This window comes from Ruegeria sp. HKCCA5463 (genome assembly GCF_013034175.1).
GTDB lineage: Bacteria > Pseudomonadota > Alphaproteobacteria > Rhodobacterales > Rhodobacteraceae > Ruegeria.
Window position 1 is genome coordinate 84,221 of record NZ_WQFL01000004.1, and the last position, 19,791, is coordinate 104,011.

17 protein-coding genes and 1 pseudogene are annotated in these 19,791 nt (G+C 56.0%); 6 read left to right on the forward strand and 12 right to left on the reverse strand.

Annotation, left to right across the window (positions count from 1 at the left end; all coding sequences use genetic code 11):
- Position 1 precedes the first annotated feature (1 nt).
- The 3 genes and pseudogenes from galU (at position 2) to GOW09_RS10380 (ending at position 3,614) form a co-directional block, all read left to right on the forward strand.
- Positions 2–895: a UTP--glucose-1-phosphate uridylyltransferase GalU gene (galU, locus tag GOW09_RS10370; protein WP_171118013.1), complete on the forward strand. Its 894-nt coding sequence runs from the start codon at positions 2–4 to the stop codon at positions 893–895.
- 63 nt (positions 896–958) lie between these two features.
- A pseudogene (locus GOW09_RS10375) lies at positions 959–2,374 on the forward strand (mannose-1-phosphate guanylyltransferase/mannose-6-phosphate isomerase).
- A gap of 169 nt (positions 2,375–2,543) precedes the next feature.
- Positions 2,544–3,614, forward strand: a complete 1,071-nt coding sequence (locus GOW09_RS10380) for a DUF2793 domain-containing protein (RefSeq protein ID WP_171118015.1) — start codon at positions 2,544–2,546, stop codon at positions 3,612–3,614.
- A 257-nt stretch (positions 3,615–3,871) separates the two neighbouring features.
- Here GOW09_RS10380 and GOW09_RS10385 read toward each other — a convergent pair whose 3' ends face one another.
- From GOW09_RS10385 to GOW09_RS10400, 4 genes are all read right to left on the reverse strand, one after another.
- The gene (locus GOW09_RS10385) at positions 3,872–4,618 is read right to left on the reverse strand and encodes an outer membrane protein (RefSeq protein ID WP_253283808.1); all 747 of its coding nucleotides are present in this window, start codon (positions 4,616–4,618) and stop codon (positions 3,872–3,874) included.
- Between the two features lie 17 nt (positions 4,619–4,635).
- Entirely contained in the window at positions 4,636–5,745 is a 1,110-nt protein-coding gene (locus GOW09_RS10390; protein WP_171118017.1) for an HlyD family secretion protein, read from the reverse strand.
- Positions 5,746–5,888: 143 nt separating this feature from the next.
- Positions 5,889–7,553 carry a sulfatase-like hydrolase/transferase gene (locus GOW09_RS10395; protein WP_171118019.1) on the reverse strand — a complete coding sequence of 555 codons (1,665 nt, stop codon included), beginning with the start codon at positions 7,551–7,553 and terminating at the stop codon, positions 5,889–5,891.
- Between the two features lie 4 nt (positions 7,554–7,557).
- Positions 7,558–7,779, reverse strand: a complete 222-nt coding sequence (locus tag GOW09_RS10400; protein ID WP_171118020.1) for a hypothetical protein — start codon at positions 7,777–7,779, stop codon at positions 7,558–7,560.
- A gap of 90 nt (positions 7,780–7,869) precedes the next feature.
- Between GOW09_RS10400 and GOW09_RS10405 the strand changes: the two genes are divergently transcribed.
- Positions 7,870–8,784 (forward strand): helix-turn-helix domain-containing protein, encoded by a 915-nt coding sequence (locus GOW09_RS10405; RefSeq protein WP_217360269.1) that lies wholly within the window; start codon positions 7,870–7,872, stop codon positions 8,782–8,784.
- A gap of 162 nt (positions 8,785–8,946) precedes the next feature.
- On the opposite strand, the gene GOW09_RS10410 is transcribed toward GOW09_RS10405, so the two are convergent.
- The 8 genes from GOW09_RS10410 to GOW09_RS10445 all read right to left on the reverse strand — a co-directional run bounded on the left by GOW09_RS10410 (position 8,947) and on the right by GOW09_RS10445 (position 16,018).
- Positions 8,947–9,936 carry a HupE/UreJ family protein gene (locus tag GOW09_RS10410; RefSeq protein WP_171118025.1) on the reverse strand — a complete coding sequence of 330 codons (990 nt, stop codon included), beginning with the start codon at positions 9,934–9,936 and terminating at the stop codon, positions 8,947–8,949.
- Entirely contained in the window at positions 9,933–10,763 is an 831-nt protein-coding gene (locus GOW09_RS10415; RefSeq protein WP_171118027.1) for a peptidyl-prolyl cis-trans isomerase, read from the reverse strand. The genes GOW09_RS10410 and GOW09_RS10415 overlap by 4 nt, the downstream gene beginning before the upstream one ends.
- Positions 10,764–10,920: 157 nt before the next feature.
- The gene (locus GOW09_RS10420) at positions 10,921–12,807 is read right to left on the reverse strand and encodes a DUF3604 domain-containing protein (RefSeq protein ID WP_254442724.1); all 1,887 of its coding nucleotides are present in this window, start codon (positions 12,805–12,807) and stop codon (positions 10,921–10,923) included.
- A 235-nt stretch (positions 12,808–13,042) separates the two neighbouring features.
- Positions 13,043–14,191, reverse strand: coding sequence for an energy transducer TonB (locus GOW09_RS10425; RefSeq protein ID WP_171118031.1), 1,149 nt, complete (start codon positions 14,189–14,191; stop codon positions 13,043–13,045).
- Positions 14,188–14,565: a biopolymer transporter ExbD gene (locus GOW09_RS10430; RefSeq protein ID WP_171118033.1), complete on the reverse strand. Its 378-nt coding sequence runs from the start codon at positions 14,563–14,565 to the stop codon at positions 14,188–14,190. The genes GOW09_RS10425 and GOW09_RS10430 overlap by 4 nt, the downstream gene beginning before the upstream one ends.
- 4 nt (positions 14,566–14,569) lie before the next feature.
- Positions 14,570–14,896, reverse strand: coding sequence for a biopolymer transporter ExbD (locus tag GOW09_RS10435; protein WP_171118035.1), 327 nt, complete (start codon positions 14,894–14,896; stop codon positions 14,570–14,572).
- Positions 14,897–14,927: 31 nt separating this feature from the next.
- Complete coding sequence (locus GOW09_RS10440; RefSeq protein ID WP_171118037.1) at positions 14,928–15,593, reverse strand: MotA/TolQ/ExbB proton channel family protein; 666 nt, start codon at positions 15,591–15,593, stop codon at positions 14,928–14,930.
- Complete coding sequence (locus GOW09_RS10445) at positions 15,590–16,018, reverse strand: hypothetical protein (protein WP_152460518.1); 429 nt, start codon at positions 16,016–16,018, stop codon at positions 15,590–15,592. Before GOW09_RS10445 ends, GOW09_RS10440 begins: the two co-directional genes overlap by 4 nt.
- Positions 16,019–16,671: 653 nt before the next feature.
- Here GOW09_RS10445 and GOW09_RS10450 point away from each other — a divergent pair.
- Both GOW09_RS10450 and GOW09_RS10455 read left to right on the forward strand, forming a co-directional pair.
- The gene (locus GOW09_RS10450; protein WP_253282476.1) at positions 16,672–17,499 is read left to right on the forward strand and encodes a FecR domain-containing protein; all 828 of its coding nucleotides are present in this window, start codon (positions 16,672–16,674) and stop codon (positions 17,497–17,499) included.
- A gap of 57 nt (positions 17,500–17,556) precedes the next feature.
- On the forward strand, positions 17,557–19,788 hold the full coding sequence (locus GOW09_RS10455) for a CHASE2 domain-containing protein (protein WP_371808038.1): 2,232 nt from the start codon (positions 17,557–17,559) through the stop codon (positions 19,786–19,788).
- Positions 19,789–19,791 lie beyond the last annotated feature (3 nt).

Consider the following 19,791-nt stretch of genomic DNA (forward strand, 5'->3'; position numbering starts at 1 on the left):
CATGACACGCAAAGTTACCAAAGCGGTTTTTCCAGTAGCGGGCATGGGAACGCGTTTTTTGCCAGCAACCAAATCCGTTCCGAAAGAGATCATGACTCTGGTGGATCGTCCATTGGTGCAATACGCAATTGACGAGGCCCGTGCCGCCGGGATCAAGGAGTTCATTTTTGTAACGTCACGCGGCAAATCCGCGCTGGAAGATTATTTCGACCACAACCTGGTGCTGGAGCAGGAGTTGAGAGCCAAAGGCAAAAACAAGCTTCTGGACGTGCTGAACAAAACGAATATGGAAAGCGGCGCGATCGCTTATATCCGCCAGCACAAAGCTCTGGGGCTGGGACACGCGGTCTGGTGCGCCCGGCGGCTGATCGGCGACGAACCATTTGCCGTCATGCTGCCTGACGATGTCATCGCCGCCGACAAACCCTGTCTGCAACAGATGATCGAGGCCTACGAAGAAACCGGTGGCAATATGGTCGCAGCGATGGAAGTTCCGAGGGAAAAGACAAGCTCTTACGGCGTGCTCGATGTTGGCGACAATATCGGGTCTGTCGTCCCCACCAGAGGCATGGTTGAAAAGCCTGACCCATCAGAGGCACCATCCAATCTGGCGGTCATCGGCCGGTATGTGCTTCGGCCGTCCGTTTTGAACAACCTCAACGCAAAAAAAACCGGAAGCGGCGGCGAAATCCAGCTGACCGACGCCATCGCCCAGGACATTGCCGCCGGAGTGCCGGCCTACGGTTATAAATTCGATGGTCAGCGTTTTGATTGCGGTTCAAAATCAGGCTTTTTGCAAGCCACCGTTGCTTTTGCTCTTGCCCGCGAAGACCTGCGCGATGATCTGAGCCAATATCTGAATGACATTGTCGCCACGGGGAAAGCTGCTCAGTAGCCACAGATTGTTTTACTTGACTAAAAACAAGGCACGTGCGTGACCAGTACAGTCTAACCCGTCATTCTTTGCGGAGGCTCGGGAGCACGTTTGTGGCCCCTGTCACACAAAAGCTATCCCAAGCAATTCGTTCCTCTGGTCGGCGAAACAAGCCTGTTGCAGAATTGCGCGGAACGGATGCTCGGTCCTTCTCAGGCACCGTAAGCAAAGCCACTTGTTCTGACCAACGAGGCTTTTCGCTTTATTGTCCCGGAACAATTGATGGCCGTCGGAATTGACCCCGGTCCAATTCTGATCGAGCCCGAAGGTCGAAACACCGCCCCCGCTGTTCTTGCCGCAGCCTTGTATCTGGCGGCGCGAGATTCCGATGGCATCATGCTGGTGGCGCCGTCTGATCACGTGGTTCCGGACATGGACGCCTTTCATCAAGCCGTTGCCGAAGGCGTACGGGCAATAAGTGAACGGCGCGATCTGGTTACCTTTGGCATCACTCCGACGCACCCGGAAACCGGATACGGCTATCTCAAACTCCGCCATCCGCCGGATACGACCCATGAGGCTGTCCCATTGGATCGTTTTGTGGAAAAACCTGACCGCAAAACGGCCGAGGCGATGCTGTCGGATGGCAGCTATCTTTGGAACTCGGGGATCTTCCTGTTTGCAGTTCGCGATATCCTGGCAGCCTTTGAACAGCACGAGAGCGAACTGATCCCGCCGGTTCAAAAGGCCGTTTCCGAGGCAAAAACGGATTTGGGATTTCTTCGACTGAACCCAGCGGCATGGGCGGGTGTGGAAGACATTTCAATAGACTACGCAGTGATGGAAAAGGCCCTGAACCTGAGCGTGGTGCCTTATTCCGCTGGCTGGTCCGATGTCGGAAGCTGGACCGCGGTTCAAGAGCTGTCGAACCCCGATGAAGACGGTGTGGCGACCAACGGAGAAGTAACGGCAATCGACTGCCGCAATGCACTGATACGGTCCGAGTCGCCGGCGCAGGAAGTCGTGGCAATGGGTTTGGAAAACGTAATTGCCATTGCGATGCCCGATGCGGTTCTGGTCGCGAGCATGGACAAGGCCCAGGACGTGAAACAGGCCGTTGCAGCGCTGAAGGCCAAAGGGGCGAAGCAGGCAGAATCCCTGCCCGTGGATCATCGTCCGTGGGGCTGGTTCGAAAGCCTTGTGATCGGAGACAGGTTTCAGGTCAAACGCATCCATGTGCATCCCGGTGCGTCGCTCAGCCTGCAATCTCACCATCATCGTTCCGAGCATTGGATCGTGGTTGAAGGCACGGCCAAGGTCACCATCGGTGATCAAGAGCGTTTGGTGACCGAAAACCAATCCGTCTATATCCCGCTGGGAGCGACACACCGAATGGAAAACCCCGGGAAAGTTCCCATGGTTTTGATCGAGGTTCAGACTGGCACCTATTTGGGTGAAGACGACATCATCCGATACGACGACATCTACGCCCGAGATTGATTCTCGGGCATTGCTCTGCACGGGAACACCCATCGGCGGGTTCTTCGCAGACACCAGAATCTTACCAAAATCTTCCCTGGGCGGTCGGCCCGGTCAGACAGGATTGACGCGCTATGCGGCAGGGTAGCGCGCAACCGAAGCTTCGGACCGACGCCACAGGAGGACCCCCGTGTCACAAACATCCCCCCGATTGAACCTGCCTTTGCTGCAACCGGCACAGGCGCAAAAACACGTTACCCACAACGAAGCCCTGAGACGGCTCGATCTGGTCGTGCAACTCTCGGTACGGTCAACGGATTCCGGGACACCTCCTGTTGTTCCCGCGCAAGGCGAAGTTCATGCTCTTGGAGCCAACCCGACCGGGGACTGGGCAGGACATGCCAGTGAACTTGCCGCCTGGCTGGACAACGCCTGGCATTTCGTTACCCCCGACATTGGCTGGCGCGCCTGGGATGAAGCGGCCGGAGATCTGAAATTCTGGACAGGAACAGCCTGGGCCCCCCTGCCTGTCAGCACTCAGAACCTGGACGGAGTCGGGGTTGCGACCAATTCAGACAGTACGAACCGTTTGTCCGTTCGCAGCCCGGCGACCTTGCTGAGCCACGAAGGCGGCGGGCATCAGCTGAAGATCAACAAAGCCAGCGCAGGTGATACCGCGTCGCTGTTGTTCCAATCGAACTGGACGGGTCACGCGGAAATGGGACTGTCTGACTCAACCGAATTTTCCATCAAAGTGTCTCCTGACGGCGGCAACTGGACTGAAGCGATGACCTTTGATCCCGTAGCCGGAACCGTGTCGGGGGCAGCTGTTCAGGCCGATGCCAGCGACACGACTTCGGGCCGACTGATGCGCGCCGACTACGGATACGGCCCTGGAAACCTTCTTGGAACAGTGGCGGAAAACGCAGGTGTTCCGACCGGCGCTGTCATTGAGCGCGGCAGCAACGCCAACGGAGATTATGTGCGGTTTGCCGACGGCACTCAGATCTGTACGGCCACGCTTGCGCCCGTGGCGTGTACGACTGCTGAGGGTGCTCTTTTCAAAAGCGGCCCAATAACCTGGGATTTTCCGGCTGACTTTTCGACGCCCCCGAACCTGAACGGCACCGGAGGCGTTGCAACCCGATTTACCGCGTTTGATACACCTTCGTGGTCCCAATCGACATTCATTGTCTTCTCGGCGATCTCGGATGCGGCAGCCTTGGCGCCATCCGCCACAGCAATTGGTCGCTGGTTCTGACAGGCAGGGCCGCCTGGATACCGGAACAGGCGGCCAATCCGACCGCAGATCGGTTGAGACCCGTTCCGCGTTTACCCGCGCCACCGGGTTTGCAGCCCTTCATCACGCCGAAAAGCAGGATGGTTGCTGGAACCCCTGCTCGCGAAACGCGGCAAACAACGCCTAAAAAGAGGTTTGCACACACCTAACATGCACGCCCCCCCCGACTGACGTCTCGTACCAAGTCGAATCCCAAAACAGTATTCGTTTTCAATCAATCAGAACCGGTAGGTCGCCCCGATCACCGGCCCGGACTGATGGAACTCGAAATCATTGCCGCCGATCTCATGGTCGAAGGCGATATAGCGATATCCGCCGCGGATCACCCATCTGTCATTGATGGCATAATCCGCCGTCAAAAGAACCTGCCACGTTTCGCTGTCACTGCGGAAGCCGCCATAATCAACGAACCCGGTTCCCGTCCATTTGTCGGAAAAAACGTAACGTATTCTTGCGCCAATGACCGGGTCTACCCAATCGTCGTCCACAACGGTCGTGCGCCCAGGTGCCGAAGCGGACGTTAGTGTGAAATTGGTTTCGGTACTGAACCATCTGAAACCACCGGCAATGTCCAGTTGAACGGAAGGATCTTCATAGACCCGATAGGCCACGTACCCACTGAGGAACTGGGTGGTGAATGATGTATCGAGAGTGGATCCAGACGGACCGGCACCACTGTTGCTGAAGGATAAATTTGTATAATTGTAGTCAGCCAGCAGGCTCCAACGCCCATTGGATGCCGCAAACGCGCCCATAAAGGCGAAATCCAGGTTGCTCAGAGCGTCAGAGAAACTCAACGTGCCGTCCAATGTTCCTGACGGGGTTTCGATAGACGTTTCCGTTTCAGGCATGAAAAGGTAAATCGTCGCTTCATGGGACCAATCGCTTTGCTGCGCGGAAGCGGTTGTGCCAAACGCCGCAACCAAGGCCAAACCCGCGCCTTTCATTGCCAGTTCTGTTTTCATCTCGTCCCTCCAATGTTTCAGATGTAATTCAGCTTTTTGGTGATCCAGAACAGGATTTCCGCCAACACACTGATTGCGCCCGCCTTGTCCGTAATTACCAGTGCCGTGCCAGAAGTCCCGAATGGAAAATCTTCGATATTGATCTGGTCCGGAACTTCGATCAGCACCGGATAGCTGGACACGCCAGCCAGATCGCGCAGTGAAGGAAGGCCCGTGCGCGAGTCAACAACGCCCTCTGCCGTTCCTACGGGCAACGATATGACGGTCCCAGGTATTTCGCCGCCCGGCTGGATTCGCAGCGCAAGGCGGATCTGGTCGCCGACGGAAACGTTCATGCGACTTGATTGGGGCAAACTTGCGATCAGATGGCGGTCATCGGGGACAACAAAAGAGATCGCCCCCTGTGCGATAGATACACGATTTCCGGGACGCAGAGAAACGGCGGTGACAAAGCCGTCTTCCGGCGCGCGCACGACTGTTTGCTCCAAATTCCAAAGCGCCTGCGCCAAAGCCTGCTCAGCCTCGACCACGCCGGCATCAATGCCGTCGATCTTGGCGGCAATCCGCCGCTCCAGACCGGCTTTGCGCGCCTCGGCCGCGCGCAGGCTTGCGGACAATTGATCGATGGCAGACACGGCTTCCTGCAACTGGAAGGTCGTCGATGCCCCCCGCTTCTCAAGATCGACAATGTCGTCACGGCGCTGGACGCCAAAGGTCAATTGCGCGGTGAGGGATTCAATGTCGGCTTCCGCCGCTGCCAGGTCGGACTGTAACTGATCTGCCGCAGAACGCGCAGTTTCAAGACTGGCTGTCAGCCGGGCGACTTCGATCCGAAAGGGTGTATCGTCAATCCGGAACAGCGGATCCCCTTTCGCAACCCGCTCGTTGGGGCGAACCGAAACGTCAACAACAGTACCTGACACATTGGGGGCAATGTTGGTGGCAACACCCTGCACCGAAACAGGCCCTGTCGGTGTGGTGTGGTTGAGGGCACCGATTACAACCAGAGCAATGATTGCGGCACCCCCATAGACGACAGATTTCCAGAACCGGTTCCATGGAAGCAGCCCCAGCTTGGAAAACACCACCCAGATCACTCCGAAATAGAGACCTAAGACAATAAGCATATGTTTACTCCATTGCGCAGAGCTGCTGATACCAGCGGGGCGCAATATTTGTTTCGGATGCGGCTAAGAAGTACGCCAACGCTTGCCCTATTTGCGTGTCGATTTCGCGGCCGCGCATTTCTGTTGACGCGCGCGGCCTTGTTTCATTGTTGCGCCGAAGATCGTTTGACCATGAAAGCCTCGACTGCCTGTTGCGTTTCCGGCCGCAGGTTTTCGATTCCTTCATACGGCATTCCTGTGGCCGGGCCAGTATCGGGGAACAGCTCTTTTCTCGCCATGTGGCGTCCCAGAATGCGGACGAACTCCTGCCCGCCCCAAGCACCAACTTCGGTCGAAACCGGGTACTTTTCGTGCGTGTCGCGCATCACATCAAAGAAATCTGCAATGATCGCGTTTTGACCCGGCCCGGGCAGGTTGAGCTTCAGTTTGTCCTTGACGACCGCCTTTGGGGTACTCACCGAATATATAATCACGTGATCACGCCGACCTTTGCTTTCATCTTGAAACAGGATCGAGGCAGATTGATCCACGCCATCAATCAACCGGTCTCGGGGAATATGCTGAACCGCGCCGCCGAATCTAGCCAGCGTCGTATAAAGATCAGACACATGAATAATGTTGTTGATCATGCTGTCTGGTTCAATCAGACCCGGCCACCTTATGAAAGCGTCCACGCGAACCCCGCCCTCGGTCGTATCGCCTTTGCCTCCGCGAAAGACCATTGGCGTAAAACCAGATGCCGGTGAATACTTGGTGAAGTGGCCGTTGTCGCCCATCAACACGACAATCGTATTATCCGCCACGCCAAGCTCGTCCATGCGCGTGAAGATTTCGCCCAAATACGTGTCCAGCTCTTGCAGTTTGTCGGCGTACAGACCTCCATTGACGCTTTCCGGTCCGTCACGCCCGGCCCGCGTGTTGTTCAGCGGGATCATCGGCCAATACTGTAGGAAGAAAGGCTCAGTACCGCCGGCCAAGCGTTCCAGTTCACTCAGGGTTTTGTCCTGAAATGCTTGGTTCATCTCATCATATTTGGCTGCGTTCCAACGCTCACCCGGCTCCATTCGGATCTCACGAACAGGTCCGCCGGCATTTCCTTCGATCACCGTGGCCATGGCCGATGCATCGGGGCGGAACCAGTCGTCGATCGTGTAATCGTCGACAAAATCTGCGATACCAACCGAAACCTGCTCGCGGATTGCATCGTCATTGAAAATCGTCAACTGGCCCTGTTGATGAACGGCGTGCTGCGCATAGTCGAACCCCTGGTTCATTGCCCAGCTCTCGGCAATGTCACCCATGTGCCACTTCCCGACATGCGAGGTTGCATATCCTTCGGCCTTCAATACCTCGGCAAGCGTTACTTCCTCTCCGGGCAGACCGAAACCGGCGATGTCGACGGTCGTATCACCCATTCCGATCCGAACCGGCAGACGACCGGTCGTCTGGGCCACACGTGTCGGGGTGCAGGATGGCTCGGTGTACATGCGCACCATGCGCATCGCTTCGTCAGAAAAATCGTTGATGTTTGGGGTGCTGATGCCGCGTACCGCGTTCAATTCCGGGATACCCATATCCCCAAAACCGATGTCATCGACCAGAATACTGATGATGTTCGGGGGGTTGCCACCGTTCTCGTCTCGAAATGCCGCGAGAGCCTGATCAACGGCTGTATCGTCCTGTTCCCAGGCATCCTTGTTCTGGGCCTGTAGGATATAAAACTCGGAATCATGCGCAATGGGTGCATCCTGCGCGTAGGCAGGCGCGCTGATCGCCAGAGAACCCAGCAAAAACAACTTGAGATCCATTTCTTTAGGTTTCCTTTTTCCTTGGGTTTTCTTCTCGGTCCAGACCCTGTGCGATAAGATCGTGGGCGACACTGGAAAGCGTCTGACCGGTTAAATCCGCAAGACGAGTGAGTTTGTGGCGCTGTGAGGGTGTAAGAAGGGTCACGATCCGTTCCGACCGCACTTCTGCTTTCGGAAGCGGAGGGCGACCACGTTTGGGCGCGGCAAGCGGATCGGGCAATTTCATTTGAACATATTCCTATGTTTCGACTAAGCTTTTCATGCAAACTACAGGGGAGATATTTTGCACCGCATCAAAAAATCGACAAAACTAGACTTGGCCCCGCCCGAAGCACCCCGGTTTTTTGCGGCCACTTTCCGTGATCCGAACCAGATCGCCGCAATATCCAAATGGGATATGGATTTCCGTCAGATCGAAGACGGCGAAATGCAGGCTGATTTCAAGGTCAGATCCGGCCCGCTTATTTCCGTTATGAAGTTTGGTTTCTCGCGGCGTGTGCACCAGATCGGCGCGTCTCCGAAAGACCACATCACATTTGGCATCCCTACCCATTCAAGACTGACGGACTGGAACGGTACCAGCATCGAAACGCCACCGTTTCTGTCCTTCGGCAGCGGCGATGAGTTCGACTGTATCAGCGACAGCGGGTTCGGCGGATATACGATGACCGTTGAAACTGAGAATGCGATGAAAATAGGCGAGAAGCTGGGGATCGCAGTCTCTGATACAGAATTCGGGGCATTTTTGTTACCTGCAACGCCACCTGATCGCTCGGCTGCGCTTTTGAACGACATTCAGAAGTTGTTGGCGAACCCAAATTCGTCAGAACAGGGCGAAACCCATTTGATCGAAGAGATACTGCGGATCGCTTTGGGGGGCGGGGCGGATCGCAGGGAGCCGCGGATAAACCGAAAAGCTCTGGCACTTGCTGCGGCCATTGATCGGATGACGGCGACCCCGGACGAAAACATCCCCATCAGCGAGATCTGCGGGGATATCAGTGTGTCATTGCGCACATTGGAACGCGCGTTCAACGAAAAATTCGGTATCGGCCCAAAGGCCTATTACACAAGGCTCCGCCTTAACAGGGTTCGAAGCCTGCTTGCAGAACAAGGCAAAGATCTGTCGATTTCTGACGCCGCAAACCGATACGGCTTTTGGCATATCGGACAGTTCTCACAAGATTACAAAAAGTGTTTCGGCGAATTGCCATCGGCAACTGTCGATTGATAACACTGGGCTTTGGGCTGTTTGTGACCATGGCCTTTCATCGAAGCAAATCCGAAACGGCCTGTAAGCTCAACAGGTCAGGCTCGGGCTGTATTCCATTTCAGGCACATGCGCCGTCATGATCCACAAAATCTTGCTCAACTCTCGCGACTTCGCCGCGGTTCAAAAACCGCTTATGCGTTCTATCAGCCAGTACATTGACACTGAGCCGATCCCATACGCGGTCAAGACCGTGGCATGTTTGCCAACCGGACGCGCGATCAGCCGCCAGGTTGCCATCAGAAGAGCCAAGGCAGCAATAAAACTCAGCTGCCCGGCTTCGACACCGAGGTTGAAGGCCAGCAATGCCGCGGGAATATCGTCAGGGGGCAACCCGATATCAGCCAATGCCCCTGCAAAACCAAGGCCGTGCAAAAGCCCGAACCCGAAGCAAACGATCCAGGGTTTCTGTTTTGAAAGCCGGAACCGTCCTTCGCCACCTTTGACGATCTCCACCGCTAGAAAAACGATGGACAGTGCGATAACGGCCTCGACCGGTGGTCCGGGAACATTCAAAACGCCCATCGTTGCCAGCGCCAAGGTTATTGAATGCGCAAGTGTGAACGCTGTTACGGCTCCGACAAGTTTCCATGGATCGCGGACCAGAACAAACAGCGCGAAGACAAACAGAAGGTGATCCCAACCTTCCAATATGTGTTCAAACCCCAACCGGGAATATGCCGCAAACACTGACCATGTCGACTGTTCAGAAGGTATGATTTGGACGTTGATATCCGGTGTAAAACGAAGCGTAGTAGGTTGCGCATCCTGGGGATGCACACGCGCCAGCACGTCGTTTCTCTGAGTCTCAAGGCCCTCAATGGCAATGGGTTGGCCCGCGATACCCGCCTGGCATTCGACGACCCAGGACGAAACCCACCCTCGACCGTCGGAAATGGGATCCGGGCCACGCGCCGGAGTGCAGCCATCTGGCAAAATTGCGTCAATCGCCATCGGTTGGCCATTCACGTCGGGCTTTCGCCAATGAACGCTCCAGGTGTCAGAGGCAATTTGACGAATTTCCAGATATCCAGGATCAAGCGCGTGCGCAGCAGCGAAATTTGCAGGCCACACAAACAGCAGCACAAACAGGAAGCAGATCAAGGTTCTCATTTGGCCGAGCCAGAAAGATCGGGGGCCACAATCTCGTATTTTTCGGCCAAAGACTGATATTGCGCTTGCGCCAGATCTTCACTCATCGCGCGGCGCCAGTCCCGCAGCACCGTATTGTGAATTTCAGCAAGTGGCGGTGTTCGGCTGGGCTCGACAGCAACGACCTCGACAAGGTGGATACCGTAACCTGACCGGATCGGACCCGTCCACTGACCTGTTTCGACCTCTGTGATGCTTTTCGAAAACCCTCCTCCAAAGACCGACTCGACAACCCGCGTCGCGGACAAAGGCATTGACGCCGGCAGCAAGGTCGAACCGCCCAGATCGGAAATGTCCTGCTTGGCGCGCAGGCTGGCCAGGGCTTTCTCGATTTCGGCCTCTCCGGGCTCCTCTCCAAGAAAGACCTGATTAAAGGCCACCATGACAGGCGTTGCATAGCGTTCCGCGTTTTCCTGAAGAAAAACCTCCAGATCTTCGTCATTCGGAACGATGGAAGTGGCAATGGCTTCGGTCAGATAATCCATTTTTTGGCTCAGCCGGGTCCTTATCAAGGGATCTCCGCGATCCAGACCAAGTTGCCTTGCCTCCCTGACCAGAACCTCTTCACGAATGGATGCGTCGACCAAAGCCTTCAGTTCCGCATCGCTTGGAGGGCGTTTCCACTGCGCTTCGAAACGAGCGGACAAAAGCGCAACGTCATTCTCGTCGAGTGTTATTTTCTCAAGATCTTCAACGCTCTCGCTTTCCGGTGCTACAATATGGAACCAAACAAAAATTGCCGCCCCAATCAAAAAAAAATGGAGCAGAGGTTCTTTCAGTACTCGCATCAAGCCTCCTGCGTGAAACGTGGCCAGATTGTTTGTTCAGATGTTGGCGTCATCGGGTCGGGTTTTGCATGATGATGCCCTCCGCGTGTTACAGTAACGCGGAGGACGCACCGAGGTAAGGTCATTGACTCGGCTTGTGTTCCGATCGCAGAACGGATCACTCTGCCGGGGTGTACCAGATCGGGGACGAATAGGCGCGTTCCTGATGCGTAAGCACTGCATCCTCGGGCAATTCGATACCATATCTCAACTTGTCGTACAGGATCCAACGCGGCGTTGGAATTTCGATGGCGCGGACGTAGTAAAACGCGCGTGCATTCGGATCGAAATCCGGGTCTGACCATACGGTGACAAGTTCGGCCGTTCCGATTGTGTTGGTCCAGCTGGCAGTCCCCACGTCCACCGTGTTTCCAACCGCAGGGACTTTGCCGTTTTGATCGACCTCGCGGTTATCCGACCATGCCACGTCGTAGACCTTTTCCTGCAAGGCACCTTCAGAATCGAGCCATCCCTTTATCACTTGAACACGGTCCAGATTGGCACCAACCGGGTCGCGCAGAGCGGCGATCAGAAAGCTTGGCGCAGCCTCACCCTCGCGCGGGCGCAGGTCCGAACCCATTGGCACGCCTTTGGTATAGCCAACATTGGCCAAGAAACGGGTTTCAACATCTGCTTCACTGAAATCCCATCCGCCAAAGAACCGCAGGCCGATCCTTGGCCCGGTCGTTGCATAGGTTTCGCGGCGCTTGAACGCGTCAAAGATCGCCGAGCGTGTATTCTCGGTAGCCCATACGGCCGTGTATCCGGAGGCGACAAGCAAATCGCCGGGAATTTCACCAAGGTCATTGGCTATAAACGGATGCTTGATACGCGAGGCTGAGGGTTCGACGCTGACGGATTTTCCAAAGAAGTTGTCTTCTTCGGCCGTGGCCAGAGAGGTATGGCTGTCCGTCGCACCCCCCATGCCGAATTTATAGGGGTTCACGCCAAACTTTTCTTCCAGCATCAATCCGCGTTTCAATGCCTCTCGGGCGTATTCTCCGGCCAGCATGTCATCGGTTTTCAACTCGGTTATGTCCAGATTGCCGACGTCCCAGTTCTCGTAATCGGCAAATTCGTCATCCGGGCTCAGGAAAGGATGCGCTTCTCCGTCGCCCTTTATCTGGGTGACTTCGTAATGGGGCTCCCATTTTGCGCGGTCCGCGACATAATCCTCGTCAACCTTGCCGCCGTGATACGTGTCTTCGGTCGGGAACATCCACCCATTCGACAGGTTCCCGTTATGGGCAAAGGCAACTGCACGCCCCCCCGTTTTTTCCTGATACTCTTCAAGCCAGGCATAAAGCGCCTTTGGATCCGTATCACCGTAGGGCGGTTGCGTGACCGGCGGCACCATTTGAAGCGCCCTGATTGGCCCATCGCGCAGCATGACATTGCGGTGCAAGTTGAACCCTTTCGGTACCGAGGTCCATTCAAAACCGATAAAAGCGGTAAAGGTGCCGGGGTCATTGTGCCGCTCTGCCGCCAGAACGATGCTTTCCCAGGTAAAGGCAAACGCATCGGCACCGGGGCTGTAGGATTCCAGCAGGATTTCCGGCAGTGTCATTTGCGAAAAATTGGTGATGATGTCGAAAGCCGCTTTACCGGCTTCTTCCCCGCCGGCCTTGTACCCCTCGTACCACTCCAGTCCTTTGGGATCAGAAAGAACGCCCGGCTTGCCAGCCTGCAAATCCGGCGCGAACCCCATCAGGTCCGTGTGATCCGTGAGAACCATCCAATCCAATGGTCGTGACAGTCTTACAGGCTGACCTGTTGAAGAAATGACCTGCTCACCCTTGGCGAAACGCCACGCCTCATCCGGCAGCAAGGTGTTCCCGAAAGCACCCGCATCCAGCGAAAGCCCGGTGTGAAGGTGAGTGTCTCCCCATAATGGGCGTTCAGGAAATGTGCGTTGGGCGTAAGGGGAATAGGGCTGATCAGAAAACAATCCCTCGGCAGCATCTTCGCTGGGTACGGCGTCGGCACCAACAACAGCAGGGACCAATACGAGTGAGATTATGCAAGCAGATTTCCGAAACAAAGTGACCTCCCAGTTCAGGAATACTCAGCTGTGAGGGCGAATTTCATCGCGCCATTATTATATTCCCATGTTCTTATATCACATTCTATTGGCCAAAGGGTTTTTTTAATCTGAGAGCTGCAAACCCGCGCAATCAGGGAATTCGGCGAAAGCCCTCAGGGTGATCGCTAATCGTGTTCACCTGACAAGACCCGTCGGATCATCTTATCTGATAGTAAAATGAAAGCTTCCGGCTGACGCCCCCAGGCGGGCGCGGGAAAGGTGCGGCGGTTCGAACCTGTTCTTTGGCTGCGCGCTCTATTTCCGGCGAGCCAGAGCTTTCGACGACATCAACCCAAGCCAATGAACCATCCGGGTCAATCTGGAAAAACACCCGCGCATAGCCACGACCGGCAACGTAAACGATTGGCGCCCTGTTCAGATGAACAAGAACCTGACCCGCATAGTTCGTGGTGTCCGAATTTCCCGGCCCCCGCCCGCCTGAACGGGTGCCGCCCCGGTTTTGTCGGAAGGCGTCGACACCCTCTTTTTGATACGTCGCCAGCGGTGATTCAATCGTCTGTTCTGGAAATCTCAAAGCGTCAAAGTTACTTGACGGATCCAACGCACCCCGCAGGGTGGGTTGCGGGCGTCGGTCTGGAAGGCGAGGCCGCAATGACGTGGCTACGGCCTGTTCGGATCCGTCCACGCTTACATCGGGTACGGTCAGTTCGGCGTCGTCATCCAGAGGTTCCGACGCTTCTTCTGGTATTACAGGTTCAAGTGGGGACGTGTTTTCCGGAACAATAGGAGCCACCTCGACCGGTAACGCGGCGATCTGTTGCTGTTCCTCGGACACCGGTTCTTCGGCAGAAGAAGGCTCAACCGGAGCAACCGCCTCTTCAATCGGCACCTCAGGTGTTTCGGCCAACGCTTCGGGCCTTGCCGACGCAGCGCCTTCAGCTTCGGCGGCTTCGCCTTCGTCCTCCAGGTTCTGGTCTACAGGGTCCACGACAACCTCATCCGGCGCCCTCGGCTGGATTATCGTTGATTTCCCCGTATCGGGCGTGAACGTCTCTTGCGGATTCGGCGAGGCCACGCGGGCATCACTTGTCGGAACTTCTGCCTCCTGCGGCTGGGTTGGCGGTTCCACCGGAGGGGTTGGCGGTTCATCCGGCGCAGGCGGTACGGGTTCGATCGTGGTATCGGCCAACTCTTCGAACGCGTTGCTGAGTTCGATCGTGTCGGTACCGGTTTCCCCGGAAGCCGGGTCTGACAAATCTGGTACCGTGACAATCAGGCCGATCAGATGCACCAGTACGGAAATCGAAATTGCAATGATTGCAACAAAAACGGACCGCCTGATCATTCGAGGGCCTGTTCGGTCACCAGAAAAACGGTTGGCGCACCCAACCGGCGCAAACTGCTGGTGATCTCCATCAATCGAGAGGCCGACGCATTCCTGTCTGGAACGATCCGCACGGGCCCCGAGTCATGCGCGACCATGAAAGCTTCTGCCTCGATCGGATTGCCGCGAAAACTCAATGTCCCGTCCCTATGAAGAACAAGCGCATCCGGCGGCTCGCGACCGTCAATATCCGCAGTATTCACCAGATCCAGATCGGGATCCAATGGCGGTGCAATCGTACCCGTAATCAGAAAAAAGATCAGGATCAGAAAGACGACGTTGATCAGCGGAATTGTGGAATCGCGATTTCGACCGGGTCGGATGTAACGGATCATTGCCTCACTCCAACACCCTGACTGTCAAACCTTCGCGCCCGCGCAAAGGGACAAGCAGGTCCACAAGACGTTGCGCGGTTGTCCCGGGATCAAGGCTTACCAGCACCTGACCGGCCTGGACCTGATCGAACAATTCCTCAAGCGACAGGGGTTGGCCGTTCAGGACAACACGTGTGGGGCCAAGTTGCACGAAAAGGCGTTCGGGCGGCGTAGCGTCGGCATTCCCGCCTGTGGCGGCGCTGCTCAACTCGATCTCGCTGAACCGCGAAAACGTTGAGGACAGCATAAAAAACAGCAAAAGCAGAAAGATCACGTCGATAAGGGGTGTCATCGACATGCGCCGCCGCACAAAAGGCGCAGTGTTACGCATGCTCTGGGGCGACCGGGACCTGTGCCGCCGCCTCTGTGCGTTGGATGGAATGACCGGGAACCAGAACCGTACGCAAAGCCTTGTCCGCAAAAACACGCTCGCTTGCGGTTCGGCTTTCAAGCCAGGACAAAACCATCGACGTCGGCATCGCAACGGCCAGACCCACAGCCGTGGTGATCAGGGCCACCCAGATCCCGCCGGCCAAAAGTGACGGATCAACCGATGATCCAGCGGTTTGCAAGCTTTGGAATGCACTGATCATACCCAGAACCGTACCAAAAAGACCCAGCAAAGGCGCCAACTGCGCCACGGTGTCCAGCAAACGAAAACCACGTTCCAGCCCGGCAAGCGCCAAACCCGCTTCGGCATCCAGCCGGTCATCGGCCCCCGGAACACCAGATGCGTTCATCGCCGCGCCCACAATAGGGGCAAGATAGCTGCTGCTGTCCGCCAGCCTTGCGCGCGCGGCACTGTGATCTCCTGCGTCCCAGGCTGCCAGAGCTTCAGACAGCACCTTGTGCCGCCCGACACCGCAGGCTGCAAATTGCCAGAGTTTGTAGAGGGTGACAGCCAGCGTCAAAACCGACATGGCGATCAATATCGCCACCACCGGCCCGCCGAGGTCAAAAATCTCACGAAGTGCGGCTATAGGACTCATCCCAACAACTCCATTTCCACCCTGCTGCTCAGCGTGAGGGTGCTGTCGCATATGTCACTTTCGGTACCATCCACGACGCAGGAGTTCGCGCCGTTGATCAAGGCTTGTCCAACTGTGTCACATGTTCTGTTGGGAAGGTCGAACTGGCGCACCCGGGGCCGGTCGGCGGGCAGATCGCGAAAATCGAACAGAGAAAGGTTCAACACACCACCTTCGGTGTCGAAAATGACGGTTTCGAACACGGCACCGTCGATCGGCTGCCCGGTTTCATTCTTGACCAGAAACGTCAACCTGCACGCGCTGGCGACATCCTCGGCCGAGTTCAGCTCCACAAAGAGCCGTGCAGCGGAATCGGATTGTGCAGACGCTGTGGACAGCAAACAGCCAGAAAACATGGCCGCGACCATAATGCGACGAAACAGCATGAACAGACTCCGTGTTGCAGCGCTGGAACAATCGGGCAGCGACCGTCAGCTTGCCCATCTGCGTTTCTACCCGAGGGACATGTCACATTAAAGAGCCGCGAAGGGTGGCAAAGTAAAAGGGTCGTCAGCGCGTGTTGATATACGTACGTTCACGGCAAGACATACGGTGCGCAATCAGAATTTCAACTGCGCACAAAGCTGCTCCGCGCATCTGGACAACCAGCAAGTTGATGTCGGATCTAATTTGAAAAGTCGCACTTTTTCCAAACAGGTGCTTAAGCCGCAACAAAAAGCGTGAAACTGCGCTCGATCCAGTCTTCACAGAAAATCACTCAAAGCGGTTTTTGAACGTCGTTTTCACTTAATTCTTGCTAAAAGCGCGAAAAATAATGCATATTTGTCTACATTTTTAATGCATATGAATAATAATAACGTGTTTTTTAAGAGGCAAGCGTCGAGCACAGCGCGGTTTCCGTGCTTTAAAGCCCATTGGGGGAAGGGGTTCGAGTTTGTCGTTGTTAAAGATTGTAATGGTTCTTTGCGTTGTCGTGGCTATACCGTCGCAGACCATCGCCAACATCGGAAAAATTATTAGCGTCAAACAAGGCGCCCAAGTTGTTCGCGCGGGAAAAGCACAACCCGTTTATTCAGGAATGGAGGTTGCGTCCGGCGACGCGCTCAGCACTGATCAGACTGGCGTAATCCAAATCGTTTTTGTGGATGACACCAAGATTGCCATTGGCCCCAACGCACGCATGGTTCTGGATGTGTCCATGTTGCGAAATAACCGCAAAGCCAAGAGCTTTGCCGTTCAGGCTTTGGGTGGCAGTTTTCGGTTTATTTCCGGAAAAAGCCGAAAGAGAGCCTACTCGATCAGGACTCCCTCGGCGACAATGGCCGTGCGCGGCACCACCTTCGACATGTGGATCGTGTCGGAAAAACAAAGCGCGATGCTTGTCCTGCAAGGTACGGTCCGCATGTGCGGCAGTCAGGGCGCGTGCAGGTCTTCGGGGCGTCAATGCAGCATGTTCGCAACAAGCGGAGATGGAGGAGTAGGACGGCCTGCCGATCAGGCGCAATACGAACAAGCACTGAAAAGCGGGTTTCCATTCGTTCAGTCCCAGGAAGGGCTGCTGCCCCCTTTGCAGGTACGCGTTGAAGGGTGCTCAGGTGATGGAGCGCCTATACGGCGCATCGAGACAGACCGGTCGGAAGCCCGTAGGGACCCTCCTCAGCAACGCGAAGCGCAGAATACGGTCACTGGCCCTTCGCCTTCCGCGAACAATGAACCGGCAAGAGAAGAACCGGACCATGCAGAACCCGAACGCGAAGAACCAGAGCAGGAAGAGCCCGACAGAGAAGAACCGGAGCAGGAAGAACCTGAACCGGAAGAACCTGAACATGAGGAACCCGAACGGGAAGAACCGGAACCTGAGGAGCCCGAACGGGACGAACCAGAGCGGGAAGAAACTGATCCGTAATTGCTCGGGAATTGCTGTTGAACACGCAGTTCCAGTTCCATTTGTCTGGAGGATGGTGTGAGCGACAAGGCGCGGAAATCCAGGAACGGGCGATGGGCCTTCCGCCTCGTGGGGCTGGGTCTGATCCTTTTGGGTTGCTTCATCCGGGCGTGGGATCCGTACCCGGTTCGAATGACGCGCCTGATCTATTTCGACGTTTTGCAAAGATTATCCCCGCGGGAGTTCAATCCCGAACTCCCCGTGCGCGTCGTGGATATCGATGAGGTCTCGCTTGCCAGCTTTGGACAATGGCCCTGGCCCCGCACTTTGGTTGCGCAGTTGGTTCAAAATCTGGGTGACTACGGCGCCGCGACGATTGCGTTCGACATGCTGTTTGCTGAACCTGACCGGTATTCGCCGTCTCGCCTTCTGAATGATCCATCGCTGGCGGGCGTACTGACTGTGGAACGCCATGCCGAAAAGCTGGACAACGATGTCTTGCTTGGGATGGAAATGGCCAACTGGCCCGTGGTGCTGGGCGTGGCCGCGCGATTGTCGGCCAAAGGTGAGCCCATTGCGGCCAAGGCCGGAATCATTGAATTCGGGGAAAGCCCCACCGAGGGGCTGATCTCGGTTCCGCATTGGACGCCGATCGCGCCACCATTGGATCGGGCGGCGGCGGGTGTCGGCGGGGTCAATGTCTCGCCCATCGGAGGAACCGGCATCGTAAGACGGGCGCCGGTTCTTTGGAACGGTCCGGACGGTCCGCTGCCAAGCCTTGCCGTCGAGGCCCTCAGGGTCGCCCTGGGTGAGACCAGCATTTTCGTGGAAGGCGCGCCTGACGAGGCTGGCATCATGCTGGCCGTCGAAATCGCCGGATACCGTTTACCGACAACCGAGAATGGCGAACTTTGGCTGAAGTACCGGCGGGACAGCCCCGACCTTTACATTTCAGCCAAGGATGTCCTGGAAGGTACTGAAGACCACGGGCTGCGATCCGAAATTGAAGGAAGAATAATCCTGATCGGAACCTCAGCTGCCGGTTTGTTCGATATTCACCAGACGGCGCTTGGCGAAAGCGTCCCCGGTGTTTCTATTCATGCCCAGATGATCGAACAGATTCTGACCGGTGATATGCTCAGCCGGTCTGATGTGACCGCGGCGCAGGAACTGCTTGCATTTGCGTTTCTGGGGCTTGTGGTGATTGCCGTCATGTCCAGCTTTGGTGCCATCGCATCCTTCATCGCCGGTGGCTTAGCCGCCGCAGCCGTTCTTGCCATCAGCTGGCTGATTTTTCAGAACCAATCCATCCTGTTCGATGCCACCTTTCCTCTGATTGGAGGCATCGCAAATTTCGGTCTGCTGGCGGGGTATCTTTTTGTTTCGACCGAGCGTGAAAAGCGCCAGATTCGAAAAGTCTTTTCACACTACGTAGCCCCGGAAATCCTTGATGAAATGGAGAATTCGGGCCACCAGCTGCAATTGGGCGGAGAAAGTCAGGAAATCACCGTGATGTTTTCGGATATCCGGGGATTTACCGCTCTGTCCGAGTCCGCGTCGGCAACGGAACTTGTATCCTTGCTGAACGCGCTGTTTTCCAAGCTTGGAGATCAGATCCTGCATGAGCGTGGCACGATCGACAAGTTCATCGGTGACGCCATCATGGCCTTCTGGAACGCGCCTTTACCTGTTGCGGACCATCCATGCCGCGCAGGGCTTGCCGCGCTCAGGATGCGGCGTGCCCTGGCACAGTTCAATGCATCCGAGATCATGCGGAACCGAAAGCCGATAGCGCTGGCAACCGGAATCGCCACGGGGCAGGCCTGCGTCGGCAACATAGGATCGCAAAAACGGTTCAACTATACGGTTATCGGAGACGTCGTGAATGTTTCGGCACGGATCGAACAATGCTGTCGAACGGTCGAGTATGACATAGTCGTCTCAGACGCGGTGTATCAAGCCGGGCGAGATGACCTGGCATTTTTGCAGGCAGGCCATGTTGACTTGAAAGGCAAAGCCAACCCAGAGCCCGTTTTTGTTCTGGTTGGAGATTCCGCTTTGCGGAAGACGGACGCGTTCCAGGAACTCGTTGCACGGCACGGTAAGTTGATCGCAGCATTGAGAACCCGAAAGCCTCAGGGCGACATCCTGCGCATGTGTCAGCATTGCGAAGAACTTGCCGCAGATATCGAACCCGGATTGCGCCAGTTCTATCGCGCTTTGGCAGGTCGCGCGGCCGATTTCCGCGCGGTCGCATCATCTGGGCCTGTCATGTTCACCCGAAACACCAGAATAGCCGGTGGTGTTTAGGCG